This window comes from Desulfovibrio desulfuricans DSM 642 (assembly GCF_000420465.1).
Taxonomy (GTDB): Bacteria; Desulfobacterota; Desulfovibrionia; order Desulfovibrionales; family Desulfovibrionaceae; genus Desulfovibrio; species Desulfovibrio desulfuricans.
This window is the reverse complement of the sequence record NZ_ATUZ01000011.1, coordinates 492,992-516,921: the sequence shown is the minus strand read 5'-3', so window position 1 is coordinate 516,921 and position 23,930 is coordinate 492,992. Positions and strand designations below refer to the sequence as shown.

Annotated in this window: 21 protein-coding genes; 13 read left to right on the top strand and 8 right to left on the bottom strand. The window is 58.7% G+C overall.

Annotated elements, in window-relative coordinates; translation table 11 throughout:
* Positions 1–202 precede the first annotated feature (202 nt).
* Positions 203–2,752, bottom strand: coding sequence for a tetratricopeptide repeat protein (locus G449_RS0103990; RefSeq protein WP_022658020.1), 2,550 nt, complete (start codon positions 2,750–2,752; stop codon positions 203–205).
* A 336-nt stretch (positions 2,753–3,088) separates the two neighbouring features.
* Here G449_RS0103990 and G449_RS0103985 point away from each other — a divergent pair, with 336 nt between their 5' ends.
* The 4 genes from G449_RS0103985 to G449_RS0103970 all read left to right on the top strand — a co-directional run bounded on the left by G449_RS0103985 (position 3,089) and on the right by G449_RS0103970 (position 6,538).
* The gene (locus G449_RS0103985; protein WP_022658019.1) at positions 3,089–3,715 is read left to right on the top strand and encodes an MBL fold metallo-hydrolase; all 627 of its coding nucleotides are present in this window, start codon (positions 3,089–3,091) and stop codon (positions 3,713–3,715) included.
* A complete protein-coding gene (locus G449_RS15890) occupies positions 3,712–4,398 on the top strand; it encodes a flavodoxin family protein (RefSeq protein ID WP_022658018.1) in 687 nt (228 codons plus the stop codon). The genes G449_RS0103985 and G449_RS15890 overlap by 4 nt, the downstream gene beginning before the upstream one ends.
* Before the next feature lie 101 nt (positions 4,399–4,499).
* Positions 4,500–5,267 (top strand): ComF family protein, encoded by a 768-nt coding sequence (locus G449_RS15885; RefSeq protein ID WP_051135381.1) that lies wholly within the window; start codon positions 4,500–4,502, stop codon positions 5,265–5,267.
* Positions 5,268–5,401: 134 nt separating this feature from the next.
* A complete protein-coding gene (locus G449_RS0103970; protein ID WP_022658016.1) occupies positions 5,402–6,538 on the top strand; it encodes a DUF4198 domain-containing protein in 1,137 nt (378 codons plus the stop codon).
* A gap of 858 nt (positions 6,539–7,396) precedes the next feature.
* Here G449_RS0103970 and G449_RS0103965 read toward each other — a convergent pair.
* Positions 7,397–8,758 carry a sigma-54-dependent transcriptional regulator gene (locus G449_RS0103965; protein WP_022658015.1) on the bottom strand — a complete coding sequence of 454 codons (1,362 nt, stop codon included), beginning with the start codon at positions 8,756–8,758 and terminating at the stop codon, positions 7,397–7,399.
* Between the two features lie 72 nt (positions 8,759–8,830).
* Complete coding sequence (locus G449_RS17695; RefSeq protein WP_022658014.1) at positions 8,831–10,828, bottom strand: ATP-binding protein; 1,998 nt, start codon at positions 10,826–10,828, stop codon at positions 8,831–8,833.
* 429 nt (positions 10,829–11,257) lie between these two features.
* Here G449_RS17695 and G449_RS18385 point away from each other — a divergent pair, with 429 nt between their 5' ends.
* The 3 genes from G449_RS18385 (at position 11,258) to G449_RS18570 (ending at position 12,239) form a co-directional block, all read left to right on the top strand.
* Positions 11,258–11,353, top strand: a complete 96-nt coding sequence (locus tag G449_RS18385) for an SHOCT domain-containing protein (RefSeq protein WP_159060426.1) — start codon at positions 11,258–11,260, stop codon at positions 11,351–11,353.
* 41 nt (positions 11,354–11,394) lie between these two features.
* Complete coding sequence (locus tag G449_RS18380; protein ID WP_022658012.1) at positions 11,395–11,568, top strand: hypothetical protein; 174 nt, start codon at positions 11,395–11,397, stop codon at positions 11,566–11,568.
* Between the two features lie 65 nt (positions 11,569–11,633).
* Positions 11,634–12,239, top strand: coding sequence for a periplasmic heavy metal sensor (locus tag G449_RS18570; protein WP_022658011.1), 606 nt, complete (start codon positions 11,634–11,636; stop codon positions 12,237–12,239).
* 222 nt (positions 12,240–12,461) lie between these two features.
* Here G449_RS18570 and G449_RS0103935 read toward each other — a convergent pair whose 3' ends face one another.
* Complete coding sequence (locus tag G449_RS0103935) at positions 12,462–12,974, bottom strand: hypothetical protein (protein WP_027180684.1); 513 nt, start codon at positions 12,972–12,974, stop codon at positions 12,462–12,464.
* 298 nt (positions 12,975–13,272) lie between these two features.
* On the opposite strand from G449_RS0103935, the gene G449_RS0103930 reads away from it, so the two are divergent.
* The 4 genes from G449_RS0103930 to G449_RS0103915 all read left to right on the top strand — a co-directional run bounded on the left by G449_RS0103930 (position 13,273) and on the right by G449_RS0103915 (position 16,662).
* Positions 13,273–13,725 (top strand): universal stress protein, encoded by a 453-nt coding sequence (locus G449_RS0103930; RefSeq protein WP_022658008.1) that lies wholly within the window; start codon positions 13,273–13,275, stop codon positions 13,723–13,725.
* 211 nt (positions 13,726–13,936) lie between these two features.
* Positions 13,937–15,070, top strand: coding sequence for a histidinol-phosphate transaminase (gene hisC / locus G449_RS0103925; RefSeq protein WP_022658007.1), 1,134 nt, complete (start codon positions 13,937–13,939; stop codon positions 15,068–15,070).
* Positions 15,067–15,762 carry a (d)CMP kinase gene (gene cmk, locus G449_RS0103920; protein ID WP_022658006.1) on the top strand — a complete coding sequence of 232 codons (696 nt, stop codon included), beginning with the start codon at positions 15,067–15,069 and terminating at the stop codon, positions 15,760–15,762. Before hisC ends, cmk begins: the two co-directional genes overlap by 4 nt.
* Before the next feature lie 336 nt (positions 15,763–16,098).
* Positions 16,099–16,662, top strand: coding sequence for a tetratricopeptide repeat protein (locus G449_RS0103915; RefSeq protein ID WP_022658005.1), 564 nt, complete (start codon positions 16,099–16,101; stop codon positions 16,660–16,662).
* A gap of 236 nt (positions 16,663–16,898) precedes the next feature.
* On the opposite strand, the gene G449_RS17685 is transcribed toward G449_RS0103915, so the two are convergent.
* Positions 16,899–17,678: a hypothetical protein gene (locus tag G449_RS17685; RefSeq protein WP_159060425.1), complete on the bottom strand. Its 780-nt coding sequence runs from the start codon at positions 17,676–17,678 to the stop codon at positions 16,899–16,901.
* A gap of 276 nt (positions 17,679–17,954) precedes the next feature.
* Between G449_RS17685 and G449_RS0103905 the strand changes: the two genes are divergently transcribed.
* Both G449_RS0103905 and G449_RS0103900 read left to right on the top strand, forming a co-directional pair.
* Positions 17,955–18,302 carry a DMT family protein gene (locus G449_RS0103905; protein WP_022658003.1) on the top strand — a complete coding sequence of 116 codons (348 nt, stop codon included), beginning with the start codon at positions 17,955–17,957 and terminating at the stop codon, positions 18,300–18,302.
* Between the two features lie 5 nt (positions 18,303–18,307).
* Positions 18,308–19,090 (top strand): sulfite exporter TauE/SafE family protein, encoded by a 783-nt coding sequence (locus tag G449_RS0103900; RefSeq protein ID WP_022658002.1) that lies wholly within the window; start codon positions 18,308–18,310, stop codon positions 19,088–19,090.
* A gap of 82 nt (positions 19,091–19,172) precedes the next feature.
* Here the strand turns inward: G449_RS0103900 and G449_RS0103895 are convergent, their stop codons facing one another.
* From G449_RS0103895 to G449_RS0103885, 3 genes are all read right to left on the bottom strand, one after another.
* Positions 19,173–21,263, bottom strand: a complete 2,091-nt coding sequence (locus G449_RS0103895; RefSeq protein WP_022658001.1) for a methyl-accepting chemotaxis protein — start codon at positions 21,261–21,263, stop codon at positions 19,173–19,175.
* 350 nt (positions 21,264–21,613) lie between these two features.
* A complete protein-coding gene (locus G449_RS0103890) occupies positions 21,614–22,294 on the bottom strand; it encodes a DNA-3-methyladenine glycosylase family protein (RefSeq protein ID WP_245170833.1) in 681 nt (226 codons plus the stop codon).
* 149 nt (positions 22,295–22,443) lie between these two features.
* Positions 22,444–23,829, bottom strand: a complete 1,386-nt coding sequence (locus tag G449_RS0103885; protein WP_022658000.1) for a PFL family protein — start codon at positions 23,827–23,829, stop codon at positions 22,444–22,446.
* Positions 23,830–23,930: the final 101 nt, after the last annotated feature.

Here is a 23,930-nt window from a genome sequence, read left to right as displayed (position 1 = left end):
GCGACAGGGGGCCTTGCTTGCGTTTCGGGCACTCTGCTTCGGGCATGAAAAAACCGCCCCAAGGGGCGGTTCTATAATCTGTGAAGCAGGCTCTGCCGGACAGGCGCGACCCGCCGGAAGACTGCATGCAACTATCTGAAACAAAAAATTTTAGAGTGCTGGCTCCCCGCAGCACGTCCCGCTGCAACCTGCCTCTGGAAAGCTAGGAAAGCACGGCCTTGGCTTCAGCCACGCGGGCTTCTTCTTCCCGCCCAAGTTTGCGCAGGGCACGGGCAAGGGTTTCCCAGGCCTCGGGCTTATCGTGCAGGCCGGCGCTTTTGCGGGCCAGCAGTTCCGCCATGGCCGGATCTTCATTGCTGTCCAGATAGATATTTGCCAGCAGCAGCATGGAGGCCGCATCCTGCGGATTGCGCACCAGGGCCTCGTGCAGCAGTTCGCGGGCCTCGCCCCCCTTGCGCTGGCGCACAGCCACACGCGCAAGATGCCTGCGGGCAAGGCTGGGCGCGCCGGGGCGCGCATCCTCAAGGGCTGCGGCTATTTCATAAAAACGTCGGGCCTCGGCCCTTCTGCCGCCCTGCTCACACAGTTGCCCAAGACGGATGTGGGCAAACTGGTGCTCGGGCGAAACCTTGACGCACTGTCGGTAATACCGGGCTGCTGCGCGCTTTTCACCAAGCCCCTGACAGACCGTGCCCAGATTGTAGTAAATCTGTTCGGCAAGAGCTTTATCCGGCCCGTGCCGCAGGGCTTCCGTAAAATGCCGCCGGGCTTCATGCTGCCGCCCAAGGGCCGCCATACATACGCCAAGGGAATTCCAGGCCATGGCATTGGCCTCGTCAGCCAGCAGGGCAAGTTTGTATTCTTCCACCGCGCCAAAAACATCGCCTAGGCTGTACCGCCTGTCGGCGCTGATGTTCAGCGCAAGGGAATTGCACACGCCCACCTTGGGGTCTGGCAACAGCAGGGCATACTCCAGAGCCTTCAGGGCGCAGTCGGGCATTTCCCCCCTGCGGAACTGAAGGAAGGGATACCCCGCGAGGCCCACAGAAGCCGAAATGCCACGGCTGTTCAGTGCACCGCACACGCCCTCGTACAGAGACACAAGGGCTTGCGCTTCCACATCCGGATGGAAAAATATCAGACTGTTGCTGCCGTAGCGTCCAGCCATCGGCTGCGGCAGGCTCTGCGCCTTGCCAAGGGCATCGCGCCATACGCTGAGAGCTGTTTCAATAATCCCCTGCCGGCTCGGGGCATCATGCATGCCTTCCAGCGGCACGGCATCGGGGTGTGCGGCTTCGCCCGCATCAGAATTGCCCGGCTCCAGCCGCAGCAGGCAAAGCGTAAAGCGGTTGCGCCGCTCCGCCTCAACGGCAAAACGGTTCAAAAAATCACCGTGACCGCACAAACCGCCAGCACACGCTGCTGACTGGGACACGGCAGATGCGGAAGCACCACACGCGGCAGCGGCGTGTTTGCCGCCTTCAGCGGATTCAGCCCTCTGGTTTTGTTCCTGCACGGCCACCGCCGCATCTGGAATGGCAGGGCGCGCGGCGGAAAAATCCTGTTCGTCCAGATCCGGGCTCAAAACGGGCGTTTCACCCAGCAAAGTGAGCCTGTCCCCCACCTCGGGGCGGCAGGTAACGTCAACCAGATGCAGAGCCTCGGCAACGGAATCCGTATCCCGCGTGTGCAGCACCACCAGCTCGCCCTTGTAATGGGGCGAACCGCTTTCTGCCTGTCCCCACAGGGCAAAACGCATGCCTTCGCGGGCCTTGGCCTGACGCCCAAGGCTAAGCCGCGCACGGCCCAGCGGCAGGGATTCCAGCACCATACCGCCTTCTTGGAGTATGCGCGCAAAGGGCATGATGCGGCTTTCCACAGCCTGAGCGCCGTCAGCCTCCTGCCCGGCCACATCTGCGGCAAGGCGGGCGCGATCCATGCACAGGCGGGCCTGATCGTGCATTTCAAGGTGCATTTCCGTACCGCGCATATCCTGGGGATACAGCGCATGCCCGGCGCAAAGGCGCGGGCGCACGGACTTTTTCAACAGCGGATAGGGCATGCGTACCGCTTCCATACGCGTCAGGGCTGCGCGGGCCAGCTTGTGACAGGCGCCGCGTCCGCTGGCGGGAAAGAGCAAGGCAATCTCCCAGCGGCCCACACGCGCGGCCAGAACATCCGATGGCAGGGCTTCGCGGCAGGCGTCTGCCAGGGCCTTGAGATATTTCTCTGCAAAAGCATGCCCGCCGCGCCGCACCACAGAATCCCCGTTACCAAGGCGCAGCAGCACAATCCCCATGCACAGCCAGTGCAGGGGCGCGGGGCCGCTTTCTTCCGCGCCCGGCTCTTCCAGATAGGCCCGCAAACGCTCTGCGGCATTTTCCATATGCGCAAACAGGGCCTCTTCTGTGGCAAGCCCGGTAACGGAATCCGTGCGCATGGCCTTGGCTCTGGCAAGATTCTCCAGGCAAAGGCCCGCTATGGCAGGCAGAAAGGGCAAAAGGGGCCTGGCCTCGCGCGCCTTGACGCCGTGCAGCATGGCAACGCCAAGCAGATGGTCGTCGCGCCGCAAGGGCAGCAGCAGCCTGCGCTCCCGCGACAGCAACTGCGGCTCTTCGGGCGCGCGGCTGGTGGGAAAATACAGGGCGTGCCCTGAAAAGGACAGGAATGAAGACAATTGTTCACACAACAGGCCTTCCATTTCCATGAGGTCTTCACGCGCGAGTTCGAGCTGCGGGCAGTTTTTTTGCATCTTTAAATTGTAGTGTGGCAAAGGCCGGTTGTCTAGAAAATTTCAAGACAGGGAACCATCATCTGCCTGACCATCAACGAAAGGCCTTGCCATTCCCGTTCCATGTCCGGATCTGCCCACCGAGGCCAAGTTATGCCCGCAACTTGATTTTGCCCCATTGTACGGATAAATTTAAGGATATAGGCCACCGTGGCGGATAAAATTTTGCCGCTGCGGCATTGTTAACGCGCCATGCGCTTGCCTGTGAACACCATCCACGATAGTATATCCAAAGTCGGTAATTTTGCGCGCAGCAAACCACTGCGCACCTGATATCGACAAGCCAAAGGAACTTTTATGTCAGTTGCCATGTTTCCCCTCGGCCCTTTGCAGACCAACAGCTACCTTATCCACAGCGGCACTCAGGCCGTTGCGGTTGATGTGGGCGGCGACCCGGAGCCCATGCTGGAGTATCTGGCTACGCACGGTCTGAAACTGGCTGCCATCTGCATTACCCATCGGCACTTCGACCACGTTTACGGCGTGGCGCCCTTGCAGAAGGCCACAGGAGCGCCTGTTTACATCAGCGCCGATGATGATTGCCTGGAGGGTACGGAATCCGCACAGGGCGGTCTGTGGGGCTTTCCCACTGTGACTCCATATCAGTCGCAGCCCATAGCTATGGGCAAGACCTCGTTCGGCGGCATGGAATGCGAGGTGCTTGCCACCCCTGGGCACACCCCGGGCGGAGTTTCGCTGTTTTTCCCTACTGAAAAACTTGTTTTTACAGGAGATGCGCTTTTTTTCCGCTCCATTGGCCGCACGGACTTCCCCGGCGGCGACCACAACGGCCTGCTGCGCTCGGTGACGGAAGTACTTTTCAAACTGCCGGAAGACGCCGTGGTGTACCCTGGGCATGGTCCCTCCACCACTATTGGCGATGAAAAAAAGAGCAACCCTTTTTGCGGTGAATTTCAGCTATGAACAACGTGCTTGTGCTCCAGTGCAGTCCTCATGTGGGAGGCGTTTCTGATTCGGTGGCAAACCTTTTTACAAAGGGTATGGCCGAGGCCGGAATTGAAGCGCGCACTGTAGCCTTGCGCGACTATGCATATTCGCCCTGTACGGGGTGCGGCGGCTGCTCCAGGCCGCCGCACAAATGCATTCTGGCCAACCGGCCCCTCCCCGGCCAGAACGATGCCTGCGCCCAGATGGACCAGGCCGAAGAGATTTTCCAGATGATCAACGAAGCACAGCTGGTCATGATTTCTTCCCCCATTTATTTCTATTTTCTGCCCGCGCACTTCAAGGCCCTCATCGACAGAACCCAGCGATTCTGGATGATGCAGGGCGGTGAGGATCGCGCTCCCCTGCCGCTTTCCCGCGCAAAGCCCGTGCTTGTAGCCATGACCGCAGGGCGTCGGCGCGGCAATCTGCTGTTTTCAGGCTCTCTGCTTTCGCTCAAGTACGCTCTGGCCCCCCTTGGGGCTGCCGTTCGGGAAACCCGACTGCTGCGCGGGCTTGAATCAACCAAGGATCTGCACGAACGCCCCGCAGTAATGGCCGCCCTGCACGCCTGGGGGCACGACTGGGGCCACAGGCTCGCCACAGAAAATGCCAGCTACGAACTGACCCAGCCCCTGCCCGAAGATGCGGACAAACCGTAAACCGCGCCATTTTGTACCCCCTTGTTCACCCCATGCCACATAACAAGCCCCAGCCGCACCCACCTGCTCGTTATGACTGGCTGGGTTCTGTGTTGGCCCGTATGCAAAACGCACTGGGGCTGAACCAAGACCGCTGTTTGCACTGTCTGCGTCCCTTTTCCCCTGCGTTTGCGGCGCACCCCCATGCCGCGCCAGCGCCGGAATCCCTCCTTTGCCCCCAATGCAGCGCCCTGCTCGCCCCATACGCCGGGCCCAGATGCCCGCGCTGCGGAATCCCGCCTTCTGATCCACAGGCTGGCAACAGCATCTGCGGCGCATGCCTTCAAAATCCCCCGCCGTGGAGCGGAGCTGCTTTCTACGGCCTCTATCAGGGATCCCTGCGGCACACCCTGCTTCGGTTCAAGTTTGACGGGCATCTGTACCTTGCCCCCCTGCTGGGGAATTTTCTGCTTGAATCCGTGGCCTGCCTGCCCCGGCCAGATGCCATAGTGGCAGTACCGCAGCATGCCGCCCATTTACGCCGCCGAGGGTACAATCAGGCCCACGAACTGGCGCGTGCCCTGCATGACCTGTCAGGTCTGCCTTTGTCTTCAAGGCTGCTTTCCCGCCCCGTGCCCGGTCAGGAACAGGCGCGCCTTGGGGCAAGAGACCGGCGCAGCAACGTGCGTCACAGCTTTGCCGCCTCGCCCGAGGCCAGGGGGCTGCGCGTGTGGGTTGTGGACGATGTTATGACCACTGGCAGCACCATGAACGCAGCAGCCAGCGCCCTTCTCGCAGGTGGAGCCGCGCGGGTGGATGCGGTCTTTGCGGCCAGAACGCCGCTCAACACAGCCGCCGGAATTTCGGATATGCCAAGCCATGCGAGGTGAGTGTGCACGCAGCACATGACAAGCTCATGCTCTTGGGCTATACACAGGTCACATACACTAGCGCCCCGCCCTCTACGTGCGGAAACAGAGCCAATCCCTCTGCATACCGCAGGCTTGGGCGCACAGGAGATTTCATGCCCAGCGCACACCGTTCCTGTCATCTGGGGTTATTTGAACATAAAAGTGCAGTTGTCGCCGCGTGTTGGGCTGTTTTGTCCTTCCTTTTTTTTGCGCCATCCGCGCAGGCGCAGGTGACCCTGCTGGTGCCCAGCCAGCCCAGCATTGAAGCACCCGCCCCCCGGCCAAAGCAGGACGCCCCCGCCAAGCGCGAGGATAAAAAAGACGAAAAACGCCAGCAGGACGCCAAAACAGCACCCGGCAAGGCAGAACAACCCACTGATGGCGCTGGCAAACAGCAGGAACAAACCCCCGCTGCACCCACTGCCGAAGGCAAACCCGCTTCTGAAGGCAAACCCGCACCCAACGGCGATGCTGCCCCGGCAGACGCCCCGGCCAAGCCGGATCAGGCCGCGGCCCCCGCGCCAGCACCCACTGACACACAGATAGATGAAGAAGTAGACGTACTTATCACCATGATGCGCCCCTTCCAGTACGAAGGGTTGGTCATGGACATGCCGCAGATGTTTGCGGTGCTGCGTTACGACAGCACCACACCGGTAAAAGACGGCGTGGCGCAGCCCGAACGGCGCGACCTGCTGGGCGACATGGAAGAAATCCGCTACCTGAACCAGAAGGCATGGGGAACCAACGTTGCCCTGACCAAGCCCGGCCTCTACCAGTTCATCATTGAAGGCCGCCCATGGTGGGATGCCGCGCACGGACGCTTTTTGCAGCATTACGTCAAAACAACGCTGCCGGTGTACGGCGTTGAGCGCGGCTGGAGCCTGCCCGTAGGCCAGCGTTTTGAAATCGTTCCGCTTTCCCGCCCCTTTGGTCTTACTGCGCCCGCCATGTTTTCCGGCGTGGTGCTCATGGACGGCAAGCCCCTTGCCGCCGCTTCTGTACGCATGTCGCGCATAAATACCGAAAAACGCCCCGTGCCGACCTCATGGCATGAGGATATCGCCGCCCGCACCAACAACAAGGGAGAATTCTCCTTTGTATTAAGCCAACCCGGCTGGTGGTGTTGCATGGCCAGCATTCCCGGCGATCCCCTCAAGGGGCCTGACGGCCAGCCCAAGCCGCTGCAACTGGGGACGCTGTTCTGGTTGTATGTGGACAGTCTTTCCAGCGAGGCGCGGAAGCGCTAGCTTGCTGAAAATTGAGAGTCCCCGGTTACGGTAGCGTGACCGGGGATTTTTGAGTTTCATGCCTGCGCGGCGCGGTTTCGCCTAGGCTAGCCGATGATAGTCCTTTTTGCTGCCCTTCGGGCACTGGATTCCGCCCTCTGGCGAAGTTTAGGACGCCTGTGCGGCGCGCAGCAAGGCGGGGCCGGTTATGGGGCTACGCCCCCTTCTCGGCCCCCCTTGCATCCCCCCGAAGCACCCCAAAGAGGGTTCTCAATTTTCACAAAACAGCGAGGGCGACGCGTCTCTTGCTGCGGGAGCTTCCCTCACTCGCTACGCTCACTCAGGTGATCTCCCTCCGCGACGCGTTAATGCCAGAGTCCGCTTTCGCTTCGACCAATAATACGCTTCAGCCCAATACCATTAATGCGGAAACTGCTTCAGGAAATGGCTTTGTACCTTTTTCCATTGCCTCAGGACATTTTGGCATCACGAACCTGAAAAAAATCAAATTACAACACGAACATGACCGACAGCTTCACTCCGCTTGTGGTGATGCCAATTGCCTTTCAACCATGACCAGGCGGATAAATTACGAGTCAGAAAAGTCTGTTCCCCATCAGGAGATTGTCGTGGAGTCGCCTTCCTTATACTCGCCGAAGCAACGCGGAGGCGATGGCTGGTGTTGAGTGAATTTGCAAAATACGCATTTTTCTGGACTGACAAGGAAAACTCCTGTTTTTGAGCGCAGCGTACTCATGTACGTGAGCATCAAAAACAGGAGGTTAACGCTGTCAAGCCAAAAAAGTCGGGTTTGCGTAAATGCGCTCGACAGGCTCTCCCCTCCACAAACTCCCCCGCTGCCTCGTCACCGTTGCGGCGCTATTTCCCGTCCCCCAACTTTGACAACAACGTCTTGCGATTAATCCCCAAACGCCGCGCAGCCTCGCTCTTGTTGCCGCCTACCTGCGCCAAGGTATCCATAACCGCCAGACGCTCAATCTCCTCAAGCGTCATATTGGCAAAATCCAGCCGCGACGCCACCGGGGCCTCCGCCTCCTGCCCACCAATGGTAGGAGGCAGCTCGCGCTCACTGATATATTCGCCCACCAGCAGCACCACCGCCCGCTCCACGGCATTTTCCAGTTCACGCACGTTGCCGGGCCAGTTGTGCTTCAACAGGCGATCCATGGCCCCAGGCGTAAATCCCTTGACAGTCTTGCCATTGCGCTCGGCAAAAAGCTTCATAAAATGCATGGCAAGCAGGGGGATGTCCTCACCGCGCTCGCGCAACGGCGGCAACTGCAAGGCCACCACGTTAAGCCGGTAATACAGATCCTGCCGGAAACGCCCTCCTTCCACCTCGCACGCCAGATCCTTGTTGGTGGCCGCCAGAATACGAACATCCACCCGCACGGTCTGATCACCGCCCACGCGCTGCAACTCGCGCTCCTGAATGACGCGCAACAGCTTTACCTGCATGGAAAGCGGGATATCGCCAATCTCGTCCAGAAAGATCGTGCCTTTGTCCGCTGCCAGAAACCGCCCCTCGCGGCGCTTTTCCGCCCCCGTGAACGCGCCCTTTTCGTGGCCGAAAAGCTCCGATTCCAGCAGGGTTTCCGTCAGGGCCGCGCAGTTCACGGCCACATAGGGGCCAGAGCGGCGGTTGCTGTTGGCGTGGATGAGCTTGGCCACCACCTCCTTGCCGGTGCCGGATTCGCCCGTCACAAGCACTGTGGCCTCAGAGGGCGCAATGGCCGAAACAAGATCCAGCACCTGCCGCATGGCCTGGCTCTGCCCTATGACGTTGCGGGCGTCCAGACCTGCCGCAAGCTCGTGGCGCAGAGTCCGCACCTCATGCCGCAGGCTGGCATGATCCAGAGCGCGCTCAAGGGCAAGCTTGAGCGCGTCAAAGGCCAGCGGCTTGGTGAGGTAGTCGTACGCCCCGGCCTTGAGCGCCTCCACGGCGCTGGAAACGTCCGAGTAGGCCGTCATGATCAAAATGGGAATTGCAGGATTGTAAGCCTTGACGGCCCGTGTGGCTTCTATGCCGCTCATGCCCCCCATGCGCACATCCATGAGAATCAGGTCAAAAGGACGTTCACGGCACAGTTCCAGGGCTTCCTCGCCGCTGGAGGCCCCGGTGGGCGCGTAGCCCCACTCTTCAAGCAGGGCGCGCAGCATTTCGCGGTGGTTGTGGTCGTCATCCACCACCAACAGCTGCATGGCGGGATTTGCAGTCATAACACTATCCTTGCACAGATCGGTATGCGGTTTCGCCTGCGTACGGGCATGACGCAACAGTACGGAACGCCCCTAGTTTTTGCCGTTTACAGGCAGGGTGAGCGTAAATTCCGCCCCATGCCCCGGCGCGTTGCCAACGCTGACGCGCCCGCCGTGCCCCTCGGCAATCTGATAGACAATGGCAAGGCCAAGGCCAGTTCCCGATGATTTGGTGGTAAAATAGGGCGTAAAGATGGAGGCCTGAATCTCTGCCGGGATGCCCGGCCCCGTGTCGGCCACGGTGATGCTGAACATGCCCTCGGGCAGCGCGCGCGTACTCACACGCAGGGTGCCGCCGTGATCCATGGCCTGAACCGCGTTGAGAAAAAGATTCAGCAGGGCCTGAGTAAGCCGCTCCATGCTGATGCGTACCAGCGGGAAACCCGGATCCATTTCAAAAACCACGGCAATGCTCTTGGCCTTGAGGTCGGCCTCGGCAAGCCGCAGCGCCCGCCCGATGACCTCGCCCAAGTCAGCCTGCACTGTTTCAAACGAACCGGGGCGCGCAAATTCCAACAACTCGGAAACCACGCGGTCCAGCCGTTCCACTTCGTCAATCATGCGTTGGGCGGCTTCTTCCTCGCGCCCGCCCAGAGGCATGCGCTTGGCGATATACAGGGCCACGCCCTTGATGGTGCTCAAAGGATTGCGGATTTCGTGCGCCACACCCGCCGCCAGATGCCCAAGGGCCGCAAGCCGGTCATTGCGCTGGGCGTCAGTCTGAAGGCGCTTCATTTCCGTAATGTCGCGCAACACAAATACATTGCCCAAAAAAGCGCCGTCCTCATTGCGCATGGCCGCGCCGCCAAGGCTGATGGTCAGCGTTTTGATCCCCGGCACGGCGAGTGTCGTTTCCTGCTCCAGAATGCGCGATCCCTTAACCAGTTTGCCGGCCAGGGCTTCCCATTCCAGGCCGGGTAGACTGTTCAGCCGCCTTGCCCGTGTGGGTCTGCCGGGCTTGTCTGGGCCGCCTTGCGAGGCCGCCGCGCCAGAAGGAAATATCTCTGCGCGCTGTTTGCCAAACATGGTCAAAGCCGTGTCGTTGATCATGGCAATGCGCCCGTCCGGGTCGCTGATCACCAGTCCCAGGGGGAGGTTAGCCACGACCTCTGCGGCCATTACTTGCTGATCGCGCACAATACGCCGCCAGCGCCGGTTGTTGTGCATCCAGAACAGGGAGACAAAGGCGGCCAGCCCCAAGGCGGCAGCCAGTGCGGCAGAAAGCAGGTTATTGCGCGCGTCCTGCGCCAGAGCATCCTCAAAGGGGCGCGCGTCAAAGCCCACCAAGGCCACACCCACCACCTGCCGGGGGGCCTCAGGGCCGGGGCGGGCACCAAACCCTCCCCGTACGGAAGGGGGCGGCGGCGGATTGCCAAACACATCGAGATCATACGGGCCGCCAGCACTCTCAGGGCCATCAATCCCCATCATCCGGCCCATCATGCCCATGCCGTGGGGGCCATGCCCGCCACCCATATGTTGTTGCCCGCCCATGTGCTGTTGCCCATGTGAACGGCTCAGGGGCGCAAACACACGAAAAACCTCAAAAACTTCCTTTCCATCCACCGTCCTTACTCTCCACATGGGCCGGTCTGAAACTTGGGCAAGGTTGGGGATATCCTGTGGCTGCACCAGCATGGGGGTAGGGACAAATTCCGGCGCGGCGTCATCCGGCACACCGGGGATTGGCGAACTGTCGCCGCTCTGGGCTAGTATGGCCCCGCTGGTGTCGGTCACGGCCATATAGAGAATGCCGGGCTGTCGGGCGGTTTCACTGAGCAGCGGACGCAGGCCGAGCACAGCGCCGGGGCTGAGGCGCAGGCCCGTGCGGGTTCCGGCTTCAAGTGCCCAAATGAGCGCCTCGGCCCTGTCCGTAAGGTTGTGCACCATAAAGGCCCGTTCGCGTTGATTGCTGCGAACGGAAAGCCCCACCAGAGTCAGGCCGAGAATAAGGGCTGCCCCAATCAGCATCCAGGGTGAAAGGCCCATGCGCGACAAGCGCTGGGAGAAAGATGAGCGAAAACGGATCATGAGTGTTTCCTCAACGGCGCAGTATCAAAAGTATGTATTTTTTACTCACCGCGCAAGCCCCCTGGTAAAAATTGGATAGCTGTCCAGCTAACTGAGTAAAAAATGGACAACACCAAGATGACGAGAGAGCGCTCATTCTTCATCATCCTTATTTAATACAATAAATTTAGTAAGTTATAATATTTAGCTCATGTTGGCACGGCCTTTGCGTATACATCATCAAACGGCGCTGAAATACGCAGCACCAATCAGAAGACAAATAACAAACTGACGGCGCAACGTCACATTGAGGATACTGATATGTATGGCTGCGATATAGGAAGCGTAATGGGATGGGGAAATGGCATGACGCACCTCATATTCATGATACTGATTATTTCCCTTGCGGTCGCTTTTATCAGCAGAATATTCCCGTTACAGAGAAAAAACATGGATTACACAGATTCCATGGCGATTCTCAAAAGACGGCTTGCCTCTGGAGAAATCACTCTTGAGGAATACGAAAAACTGAAAAAATCCATCTGAGCGGCCTTACTCTCTACAGGCCGAGATAAAGGAGAATATTCATGAACTCTATCAAACTTACCCTGGTTTTCGCTTCCCTGGCGCTGGTGCTGGCTTTTGCGGTAAACGCCTCAGCCGCCAACACGGCAGATACCCAGATCAGTTCCACCTGGTGCGGCGGTGGTCAATCCGCCTCGCACGGCCCCCACGGCCACGGTCATGGTTATGGACGTTAAGCTTCCCGGCAGCCAGAGCAAATAATTACCACGAAAATACCATCAAACCAAAAGGACATACTACAATGAAGACCTCCAAGATCGTTATTAGCGGCGCGGCCCTTACCCTTGCCATTTTCCTCGGCCTTTCGGGCGTTGCCTCTGCACGGCAAGGCGATGGGCAAGGCCCTACGGGTATGGGACCCGGCACAGGCATGGGTATGGGTATGGGCCCCGGCATGGGTTCTGGCATGGGCTATGGCATGGGATTGTCCAGCGAGCAGATGGAAACCATGCAGCAGATCCACCAGGGCTTTGTTGAAAAAACACAGCCCACCATGCAGCAGCACTTTTCCAAGATGGCTGAACTGAACAATCTTGCCGCCGCTGGCGCCAAGCCCGACGATGCCCGCGTCAAGGCCGCCCAGAAGGATCTGCGCGAAATCGACGCCAAGCTGTACAGCGCCAAGGGCGAAATGCTCAAGCAGATGTCTGACAAGGGCATTCCCTTCATGGCTGGCCACGGCATGGGCCGTGGCATGGGACACCGCATGGGCGGACACGGCATGGGACATGGCATGATGGGTAACGGCATGATGGGCCCCGGCAACTGCCCCGGCATGGCTGGCATGACTGGCGCAACCAATGCCACAGGCAATGCCGTGCAGTCCGGCGCTACCGGCAACAAGTAACCTGCCAACAACGCACCGCCAGCCCAGTCAAGGGCAACGAACATCCATAAAGCAAGCCTCCGGAACCGTATGATTCCGGAGGCTTGTGCGTTTGTGCCGCAGCATAAGCCACCCTGACCGCCATGCGCAAAAAAGCCGCCCGCTCATGGGAGCAGACGGCCTGATCACAAACAAAAACCGCCGTGAAACCCTGATCTCACGGCGGTTTTTCTGTCCGGGCGGCTATGCGGTATAGTCGCCCCTGTTGAACTTGATCTTTTCTGTCGTTGTCATCACGTCAAGCTCGTTGACCAGAGAATCAAGCCCAGCATTCTGGCCGCGTACAGAGGCCGTGCTGTTCTTGAGGGCGGAAACCTGCCCGTCTATCCCCTGCAACAGGGAATAGGCTTCGCGCAAGGAACCATTCTGGCCCGAAGAGCCCAGGGCGTTAACGTACGAATCCCACATGTCCAGCGTGCCGGAAGCCTGAGAGAAGGCGCTCTGGATAACGTCTTCGTCCACATCTACCGATTCGGACTGGGTGGAGCCAAGCAGCATCTGACTGATCATGGATGCCTGCGAAGTCTGCCCCGCCGCCGCTGTGGGAAACGCAGAAGATGCAACGGCATTTTCAAGGCCCATCTGTTCGCTCAAAGCCGCCTCAAAGCCGCCCTGCGCCGTCTGCGCTCGGGTTGTGCCCGGGGTCTGGCTCTGCTGGCGTAACAGCGCCTCAAGTTGATCGTTGGTAACTTTCATGTCGCCTCCAGGGTTGGCGTACTGCCGTTGCAGAAAAAATGCAAAAATCCTGCCACAAAGGCTCACTTCCATAACAGGCTGATTTTTCACAGGCTGGCAGAAGCAATGGGGAAAAAATTTCCCTGCCCCTTGGCGGCGTTAGGCGAAATGTCTTGTCTATTGTGCCGAAAAAAACTACCATTTATTACAGATGAAGGCAAAGGATAAAGGCTGCGACCCCAAACCAACCCCCTCTTGGTCGGCCATATTCAGCCAGCCCGTTAATCAATCTGCCTACCGGGGGGAACAGGAGTTTGCCATGAAGGATATCAAGAAGATTCTTTGCGCGGTAGACCTTTCCGAACACAGCAAGGAAGTTGCCGAATACGCGGTGCTTCTTGCCAAGGGGCTCAATGCGAGCGTGCTTGTTGTATACACTGCCCCCTCGCTGAGCCAGTACGTGGGCTTTCATGTGCCACCCAACACCATTGAAAATTTTGTCGGCGAGATTGTGACCGGCGCTGAAAAGTCCATGGAATCGTTTGTGGCCGAAAATTTCGTGGGTGTTGAAGCTAAGGGACAGGTGCTCATCGGCTATGCTGCCGAAGAAATCCTCAACCGCGCCCGTGAAGAAAAGGCCGACCTTATCGTTATGGGCACCCATGGCCGCAAGGGCATTGACCGTATTCTTTTCGGCTCTGTGGCGGAAAAGGTGGTCAAGAACGCCGACATGCCCGTGCTGACCGTGCGCCCCACGGAAGCAGGCGAATAACAGGCGGATCTGGCCCTTCCTGCAGGCACGCGGGCAGTTGCGCCAGTACCAGAGCCATAAAGAAAGACAAGCTTTCCAACTTTTTCAGCCAGCAAGCTGTCGCATTGCGATGGTTTGCTGGCTGAAACATACTGACAAACGCCGCAAAACGCCTTGCGCCCATGCGCAGCCATGAATCTTCGCCCTTGCGGGCGATACCGGTGGAGTAACCATGTCCGAGATCAGTGTGCGCCAGGAAATTATGGCCCTCAAGGCCTATGTTCCCGGTCTTTCCATTGCCGAAATCCAGGATAAGTACAACCTGCCCCAGGTTATCAAGATGGCCAGCAACGAAAACCCGCTGGGCATGCCCCCTCTGGCCCGCGAAGCTGTGGAACGCCACGCGTCCGGAGCCTTCCGCTATCCGCAAGGCGGCAATCCTCGGCTGGCAAAGGCACTGGGCCAGCGACACGGCGTTGACGAGCACCGCGTGGTTGTGGGCAACGGTTCGGACGAAATAATTGACCTGCTTATCCGTATTCTGGCGATCCCCGGCGCGCACAACATTGTGTGCTTCAACCCATGTTTCAGCATTTACCCCATTCAGGGGCGTATTTGCGGCGTAGAAATCCGGCGGCAGCCCCTTGAGGAAGACTTTTCCTTCAACTTTGCCGCCCTGCTGGAACTGGTGGACGCCAACACGCGCATTGTTTTTGTGACCACGCCGGACAATCCCTCTGGCTTTTGCCCCCCGCGTGCTGCGGTGGAGGCCCTTGCGCGCGATCTGGCGCAGAAAGCCCCCGACTGTCTACTGGTGGTGGACGAAGCCTACGTGGATTTTGCCGAGGATGAAAAAGCCGCATCCCTGCTGGCGAGCGGCATCATGCCCCATAACACGGCCTTCATGCGTACGTTTTCCAAAAGCTTCGGGCTTGCGGGCATGCGCGTGGGCTACGGTATTTTGCCTGACCATCTGGCGGATTTTGTCTGGCGCGCTCGCCTGCCCTTCTCTGTCAACATTCTGGCAGAAGAAGCGGCTCTGGCGGCACTGGCTGATGATACTTTTTACAACGCCACGCAGGATGCCGTGCGCACAGGCCGTAAAGAACTGTTTGCGGGCCTGACCGCTCTGGGCTGCAAGGTGTGGCCCAGCGAAGCGAACTTTTTGATGTTCGGCATGCCCGAGGGCGCGCCCACCGCTGCCGAATGCTTTGAAACCCTGCTCGCGCGCGGCATCATCATCCGCCCGCTCAAGAGCTACAGCTTGCCGGATCTGCTGCGCGTCAGCATTGGCAACCAGCAGGAAAACCTCGCATTCCTTTCCGCCATGGCAGATATTATTGCCCGCAAAGGGGAAGAGGCATGAGTGCGCGGCTTCCTGTGGTGACGCTTGACGGCCCGGCAGGTGTGGGCAAAACCACGCTGGCCCGGCGTGTGGCCGAAGGGCTTGGCCTTTCCTACCTTGATACCGGAGCCATGTTCCGCTGTATGGCGCTCAAGCTGGGCGCCGGGGCGGAAACATTGCCGGAAGAAGAACTGCGCACCCGCTGCGCGGAGTGGACGTTCACCCTTTCGGGCCTTGGGCAGCAGTCCACACTATTCTGCAACGGCGTGGCCGTGCGGGGCGAGGTACGCACCGAGGCCGTGGGCATGCTGGCGGCCCGCATAGCCACCGTGCCTGTGGTGCGCGAAATTCTGCGCGCCACCCAGCGCGCCATTGGCGAGCAGTACCCGCTGGTGGCCGAAGGGCGCGACATGGGAACCGTGGTTTTTCCCGATGCGCGCTTCAAGTTCTTTCTGGATGCAGCGCCTGAGGTACGCGCCTCGCGCCGTCTGCACGACCTTGAATCCAGCGGGCAGAAGGCGGACCTCGCCACCCTGACCGAACAGATCCGCCAGCGCGACGCCCTTGACCGCAACCGCGCCGTGGCCCCCCTGCGCCCCGCGCAGGATTCGCTGATTGTGGACACGTCCCACCTTGACATTGAAGGGGTGCTGGGCGTCATCCTGCACCACATCAACGTGCATGGCGGTACGCAGAGCCTTCGCTCCGCCTGACGCGCAGAGTAATCCGCACACCAATTCGCACCCTTAAAGGCCGAACCGTTTCCAGGTTCGGCCTTCTTTTGTTCCCCCTTGGCTGCCTGTGAAGCACTGCGGCAAGAATTGCCCAACCAGGAAAATCCTGCCTGTGCGGCACCCCTGAGCGCCAAGGCTTTGGCGCTTTAAGCGGTGCCAAGCTTCCCCCCTGGCGTATATTTTGCACAAACTGCAAATCACCACACTGTATTTATTGCACTCTTTTACTATTGGCACGTTCAGTGCATGTAAAAAAGCAAGTCAGTGGCGCATAAAGCGCCCGACCACAAACCAGCCTCAGTTGGGGAGGATACCATGAGCAATCAACTGGATTACGAAATCAATAAGGAATTGGGCGAGTGCTACCTTTTCATGGGTGACTTTGACAAGGCCGAGGAATACTACCGCAAGGCCGCAGGCAGCAACTCCCAGAGCGCGGCTCCCTTCCTGGGACTGGCCACCGTGGCCGTGCAGCGCTCTGACCTGGACAAGGCTCTGATTCTGTACCAGAAGGCCGCCTCTGTGGAAGAAACCGACAAGGCCCTGTGCGGCATTGGCCTTGTGTACATGGAAAAGGGCGACCACCAGCAGGCCTTTGACTACTTTGCAGCTGCCCTGAAGAAATCCAGGGAAAACATTGTGGCTCTCAACTGCCTGGTGCGCGAATCTTATCAGCTTGGCTGCGTTGAAAACGCGCTGCCCTACCTGGAAGACACCCTGCGCTCCGGCGTGGAAGCCGAGGCCGTTCGCGTCACTCTGGCTGGCTGCATGATCTATCTGGGCCGCGCCGAAGAAGCCCGGCAGCACCTTGAAGCGGTGTTGGGGGCCAACCCCACCAACATCAATGCCAAGGAACTTTTCGACACCATGGCTGCCTAGTCAGCCTGTACATACTCCCCTCCCCACATGATTTTCCGGCCCCTGGCGGGTGTCGGGGGCCGGAAAATCATTCCCTGAGGGAAGCCACGCGCCGCTGCCGCTATTGATCCGTTCTCCGGATCGGGCACGGCGGCACGGAGCGCCGGAAAAACCCCTGATGTACGTCAGGGGTTTTTGTGTTTGGGCGGCTCATTCCACCCGCAAGCGGCTATATGGGCAGCGGGAGTTGCCGCTGTTCAGAGTTTCGCCCGGATTTCTTCGTAGCTTTCCCGAAGCTTCATGACCTGCGGGTCGTTAAGAACCTGTGCCCCGTCGCGCGCCACAGCGCACATGAACAGCAGGGCCTCCTCCGCATCAGACATACTGTTACAGACAATATCGTAATATTCCGCCTTGTTGGACGGATCAATCTTTCTGGCGCTTTCAGCCGCCTGCCGGAAGGTCTTGATAAATACCTCGCAGCGCTCGTGCCGAAACACTCTGCGGCCAAAAACCTGCAACAGGGGCGTTTCCGCATGCGCGCCCGCAAGCACGCCTTCCACCTCGCGCGCAAGAGCCGCTCCGGCCTCGGCGCTACGGGCGTTTAAGGCGGTTACATCGTTCAAACATTCACGCACCACCATCCGCACGTCTGCTATGCTGAAACGGTGCTCACGCGATTTTTTAAATTCGTCCATGAGCAGCAGAAACATGCGCTCCCGGTGATAGAGCTGCGCAGCCTTTTTCTGCTTTTGCAGCTCTTTGCGCTGCTCGCGCACTTCATCATTCTGCATTTTTATGGAAACAATGATGCCCGCAAATGCAAGCCCTGAAAACAGCGTGTTAAGCACCCCGAAGGAATCGCCAAAGGTGCCGGACTTGCTGAAGTCTTCCACTGACCAGTAGAGCAGCAGGGCTGATGCTGCCCAAATAACGATCACAAGCAAGGCCGCTTTCCAGAACAGCGGCCATGTCACCCTGTCAGGAGAAGCCTCCACTGTGGTGTGGGTGTGCGGGCCAGCAGAAACGGATGACATACCCGGATTCAAGAAGCTACCGTTTTCGGCATTCTTAGCGCGCGGTGAGCGTGCCGCCATACAGTGTTCCTCCATTGCTTGCGCGACGCAAAATCTGCCGCTTACGCAGCATAACCTTTCAGCGTTGCCCCCGCAAACAAGGCGCTCGGCAATGCCCCGGAGCCCCGTTGCAGGCTGTTGACGCGCCAGGTTGCAGCAGATATGAGATTTGACGCTCAGTTCAACTTCTTCCGGCCTGCCAGGCATTTGTTCTTGCGACCGCCCGATGGATTTTCCATGCAGATACCAATTCCCGTCAGCACCGTGGGCCTGCTGTTCTGTTCCAATCTTTTCATGACCTTTGCCTGGTACGGGCACCTGCGCTACAGAAGCACAGCCCTGCCGCTGGTTATCATCACAAGCTGGGCCATCGCCTTTTTTGAATACGTTTTGCAAGTGCCCGCCAACAGGATAGGCTACGGATATTTTTCGGCGGCAGAACTGAAAACCATTCAGGAAGTCATCTCCCTGACTGTTTTCATGGGCTTTTCCGCTTTTTGGCTGCACGAGCCGTTGCGTTGGAACCACCTTGTGGGTTTTGCACTTATAGTGCTGGCAGCGTGGATTATCTTTAAGGAGTGGTAGGCAACGTGTTGGATTTCAGTCTGGTTACTTACGCCGTTGGCATAGCCGCGGCATTCGGCGGCGGATTTATTGATTCCATCGCTGGCGGAGGCGGGCTTATTACCATGCCCGCCCTGCTGCTTTCCGGCGTACCGCCGCACCAGTCCCTGGGCGTCAACAAGGTCAGCGCCTGCCTTGGCACCACGGTTGCCCTTGGCAACTTTGCCCGCAGTAATCTGGTATTGTGGCGGGTGGCCCTGGCGGGCATTATTTTCTCGCTGGTTGGTTCGTGGGCCGGGTCACGGCTTGCCCTGCTGCTGGACGCCGCAGTTCTTGGCAAGGTGCTGGTGGCCCTGTTGCCCATAGGCATGTGCGCAACCCTGTTGCCCAAGAAAGAACACAAACAGACGCCTCTGCCGCACTCCGGCCCCCGCTTCTGGATTCCCGTAGCCCTTGTATGCCTGCTTATTGGCGGCTATGATGGATTTTTTGGCCCCGGCACCGGGAGCTTTCTTATCCTGGCCTTTCACTGGATTCTGCGCATGGGGCTGATGGAAGCCTCCGCCACCTCCAAGGTGCTCAACCTTGCCTCAAACTTTGCCGGAGCCGTGGTTTTCATCGTCAACGGCGTGGTGGTGTGGAGTCTGGCACTGCCAATGGCTGCGGCCTGCTGCCTCGGCAACTGGATGGGAAGCCGTCTGGCTATTCGCGTGGGACCTGCGGCTGTGCGCCGCTTTTTGACCATTTCGCTCAGCCTCTTGCTGCTGACCCTGGTATGGCAGTATTTTCTGGCGCCGAGCATGCACTGATAAACCAACGGCCCTACAGTTCAACGCAAGCAGCCCCGGAATACGCATTCCGGGGCTGCTTGCCATTGAGCTAAATGCAGAACTAGCCGCGCTTCATCTCGCTGATAAGTTCGCTCATGCGCTCGGCCTGGCGGGCAAGCTCGCTCACGGCCCGCGAAGCCTCGCCCATGGCCTGCGCCGTCTGGCTGGACATTTCGTTGACGCTGACAATGGACTGGTTGATCTCGTCGCTGGTTGCGGACTGCTGTTCGCTGGCCGTGGCAATGGCGCTCACCTGATCTGCCGATTCCTCGACCTTGGTCACAATTCCCTGCAATGCTTCGCCGGACTGCTTTGCAAGCTCGGTGGCCTTTTCCACCTCTGCCAGCGCTTTGTCCATGGCGGCAACACTCTGCCCTGCGCTGCCCTGGATGGCAGAAATGGCATTGCCCACGTCATTGGTGGAGGCCATGGTTTTTTCTGCCAGCTTGCGCACTTCATCAGCCACCACGGCAAAACCGCGCCCGGCCTCGCCCGCACGGGCGGCCTCAATGGCGGCATTGAGCGCCAGCAGGTTGGTCTGGTCGGCAATGTCCGAAATCACGTTCATGATCTGGGTAATTGCCTGGGCATGCTGGTTCAGCGTGGTCATGTCGCCCTTGAGCGCCAGCGAAACCTTGTGCACCTGCCCTATGCTCTGCAAGGCGTTTTCCACAATATTCGCACCGCTTTCAGCATTGGCCCGCGTTTCCGCAGACACTGCCGAAGCCGCGGAGGCATTACGGGCAACTTCCTGCACGGTGGCGTTCATTTCATTCATGGCAGTGGCGGCCTCGGCCAGACGCTGTGCGGATTCCACGGCGCTCTTGTCCGACTGCTCGATCTGCGCGGAAAGCTCTGTGGAAGCGGCGGAAATAATGCTCACCACTTCTTCCAGTTGCCCCGCTGCCGTCAGCATGCCCTCGCGCTTGGCGCTCTCGGCCTGACGCGCAGCTTCTTCGGCTTTTGCTGTGGCTTTTTCCGCCTCTTCCGTAGCATGCTGCGCGGCCTGTGTTTTATGTTCACTTTCGCTCAAAAGGTGTCTGATGCTTTGCACCATGCGCCGCATACCCGCCGCAAGGGTACTGAATTCGTCACCGCGCTTTTCAGCGGCATTGAAAAGAGCGCGCTCCTTGTCGTCGGTTTCAAGGCGACCACCGGCAACGGCTTCGGCCACGCCTGAAATACCGCCCACCATACGCACTATGCCCCGGGCCGAGAAAAAGATCATGGTTCCGACTATCAGCGCACAGGCCAGAGTAAGCAGGCTGGCGTTGGTCAGCAGGTCGCTGATGGGTTTGAAGATTTCTCCACGGTCAAATTCCACGCACAAAATCCAGCCTTCGTGCGGCAGCGGCTTGTAGTACAGCCCTTTCTCACCCTTGCCATTGTCAAAGCGGGTGCGTCCTTCCTTTTGCTGCAGCAGTGCCGCCACATGGGGCATTTTGCTGTCATTGCGCCCGAGAGCAGATCCATCCGGGTTCAGAACCATACGCCCCTGAAGGTCGTAGGCATAGACCATGCCCTTCTGCCCGATCTTGATTTTATCAGTGGTATTTTTGCCCAGAATTTTACTGTCGATTGCCGCTGCCAGCACGGCCATGTTTTTGCCGTCCAGCTTGAGCGGCATGGCAAGCACGGTGAACACCTCACCAGTGGTGGCATCAACCATGCCGACGACACTGGGCTGGCCATTCTTGCTCTTTACAAAGTATTCCCTGTCAGAAAAATTGGCGCCGACGAACTTGTTCTTCCCCTGCTGCTTATCAACGCGGTACCCAAGTACGGTGCCGTCCATGGCAATGATCGCGGCGGAAGAAACCGCATCGTTATTGGTCACAAAAGAATCAAGCGCATGATCAGCCCTCGTGAACAGGGAGCCTTCCAAGGCCTCATCCTTGCTTCGGGAATAGGCTTCCACCTGATCCTTGATGCGCTGGTTCTCGGTCATGGTTTGCAGGCCCTGTTCTATCCCAGAAAACACGGCGTCAAGCCCGATGCTCTGGCACTCAAGCAGGGCATTCATATCTGTGGCAATCTGCTCTCGCAGGATTTCTTCTGACATCTTGTAGCAAACCCCTGCCACAAGCATCAGCCCCACTATTGCCGGAGTGAGGATGGAAATTCCCATTTTCGCAAGTAATCCGAGTTTCATCACTACCCCTTTTGCGTTGCGTCCACGCACTGAATGACCGAAAGGCTAATTACCATGTGAAAAATAAAACTACCCCTGAAATCCTGTAAGACAGACCACTCCACTGTGTTTATCGGACAAAACGTGACTTTCAATATATCAATTATACTTATTTTCACAAGAAATCTCTACGAGCGTGATCGGAATTTTTACACTGACATTTCGTGCTGATAACTATCAATCTCATTAGGACAAAGAAGATGTGGATATATAATACCCGATAGCAACAACTACTTGTGTTACGCGCAGCACGACAGAGCAACGCTGAATTGCGGTGAGGCCCTACCGCCGGAATAATGGGATCAGCGTTATCAGCGCCTTGAAGCCGCCGGATCGGAAAAATCAGGCAAAGCCCCGCCTGCTATGGCCCACAGGTACAGGCTTGCCGCCGAACCATAAGGACTGTAGCGACGACGATAGATTTCAAAACGGCCCCGGCTGACTTCCCGGTGCCGGTGCAGCATGCGCAGGCCCCGCAGGATGGCAAGGTCGCCAAAACTGAGCACATCAGGCCGCTGGAGTGAAAACAGCATGAGCATTTCCGCTGTCCACACGCCAACCCCGTCCAGCGCGCACAGGGTGGCGCAGAGGCTGGCATCGTCCATGAGCCTCAGGGCCTCCACGTCCAGTTCTCCCAGCAGCACCTTGCGCGCGGCTGCCTTCATATAGGCAACCTTGCGGAAGGAAAGCCCCACTCCCTGCAACGTGGCAGTTTCAGCGCCGTCTATGGTTTCAGGCGTCACTTTGCCAAGGGCAAGCACAAGCCGCGCCCACACTGTCTGCTGCGCCTTGGTGGCAATCTGCTGTCCGACTATGGAGTGCATGAGCGCGTCAAAGAGGTCGGGCCGCACCTCCCGCTGTATGGGGCCTATGCGTTCCATGGCTGCGGCGAGGCGTTTGTCTTTACGGGAGAGGAAGCCGATCTCTTTTTTGCCGTAGATAAAATACTGGGGCATTATTTCGTCCTGAACATGGTTTCTGTATCTGAACATACAGCAACCAGACGTATTGGCGCAAATAGAAAAATTCACTGAACGATTTTATCGCGCCAATCGACCATAAAAAAAGGCGCGGAATCACAAGGATGCCGCGCCGTGAAGATATTCTGTCTGCTTTTAAAAACAGATAAAGCTTAACCAGCCTAGTTTTTGAGGCTGTGAATAGGCGCAGGAATGCGCCCGCCAAGGCCGATAAAGTCCGTGGCGTCGCCCTTGGGCACGGGAATAATGGCAGCCTTGCCGAGCAGGCCGCCAAAAGACACTTCGTCGCCAACGCCCTTGCCGGGCACGGGAATAAGGCGCACAGCCGTGGTCTTGGTGTTGATGACACCGATTGCCATTTCGTCGGCAATGATGCCGGAAATGGTCGAAGCGGGCGTGTCGCCGGGGATGGCGATCATGTCCAGCCCCACAGAGCACACGCTGGTCATGGCTTCCAGCTTTTCAAGGCTGAGCAGGCCGGAGGTGGCCGCAGCCTCAATGCTGGAATCTTCCGACACAGGGATAAACGCGCCGGACAGACCGCCCACGGACGAAGAAGCGAACGCGCCGCCCTTTTTCACCGCATCATTGAGCATGGCCAGCACGGCAGTGGTGCCGGGCGCGCCAATGCTCGAAAGGCCCATGCTCTGGAAGATTTCGCCCACAGAGTCGCCCACCGCAGGCGTGGGAGCCAGGGAAAGGTCGGCCACGCCAAAGGGCAGGCCCAGACGGGTGGCAACTTCGGTTCCGATCATTTCACCCACGCGCGTCACCTTGTAGGCCGTGCGCTTGATGACTTCGGCCATATCCAGCAGGGTAAGGCGGCCGCCCTTGCCGTTGTGCCCGGCTTCGCGCGCGCGATCCAGGGCTTTTTTGACCACTCCGGGGCCGGAAACGCCCACGTTGATAACAACGTCAGGCTCGCCCACGCCAAGGTAAGCGCCAGCCATGAAGGGAACATCCTGCGGAATGTTGGCAAAAACCACCAGCTTGGCGCAGCCGATGCCGCCGCGTTCGGCGGTGGCTTCGGCCACCTTGAGGATCTGCTGCCCCATGAGGGCCACAGCATCCATATTGATGCCGCTGCGTGACGAAGCCACGTTGATGGATGAGCAGATGCGGTCGGTTTCAGCCAGTGCCTGGGGCAACGCTTCAATCAGGGAGCGGTCGCCCTTGGCAAAGCCCTTTTCCACCAGGGCAGAGAAACCACCCAGAAAATCAACGCCAGCTTCCTTGGCGGCCTCGTCAAGGGCCTTGCACACGCGCACCATCCCATCCGGGCCAAAAGGTGCGCCCACCACGGCAATGGGGCTCACGCTGATGCGTTTGTTCACCACGGGGATGCCGTATTTGTCGCCCACTTCGTTGCACACGCTCACGAGCTGCGAGGCGTAGCGGCGCAGCTTGGCCTTAACATTGGCGGTAAAAAGATCAAGGTCATGACTGACGCAGTCAAACAGGCTCACGCCAAGGGTGACGGTGCGCACGTCAAGATGCTCGTTGCGGAGCATGTTCAGGGTGCTTATAACTTCGCGTTCTGAAAGCATGGAGGTCTTCCTGTATGTTCGGGCTGTCGGCCTGCCATATGGCGGCCCCGCCCGGAAGGCGGTTTTGCCCTGACGCGCAAAACCGGGCGCTCAGGGGAATG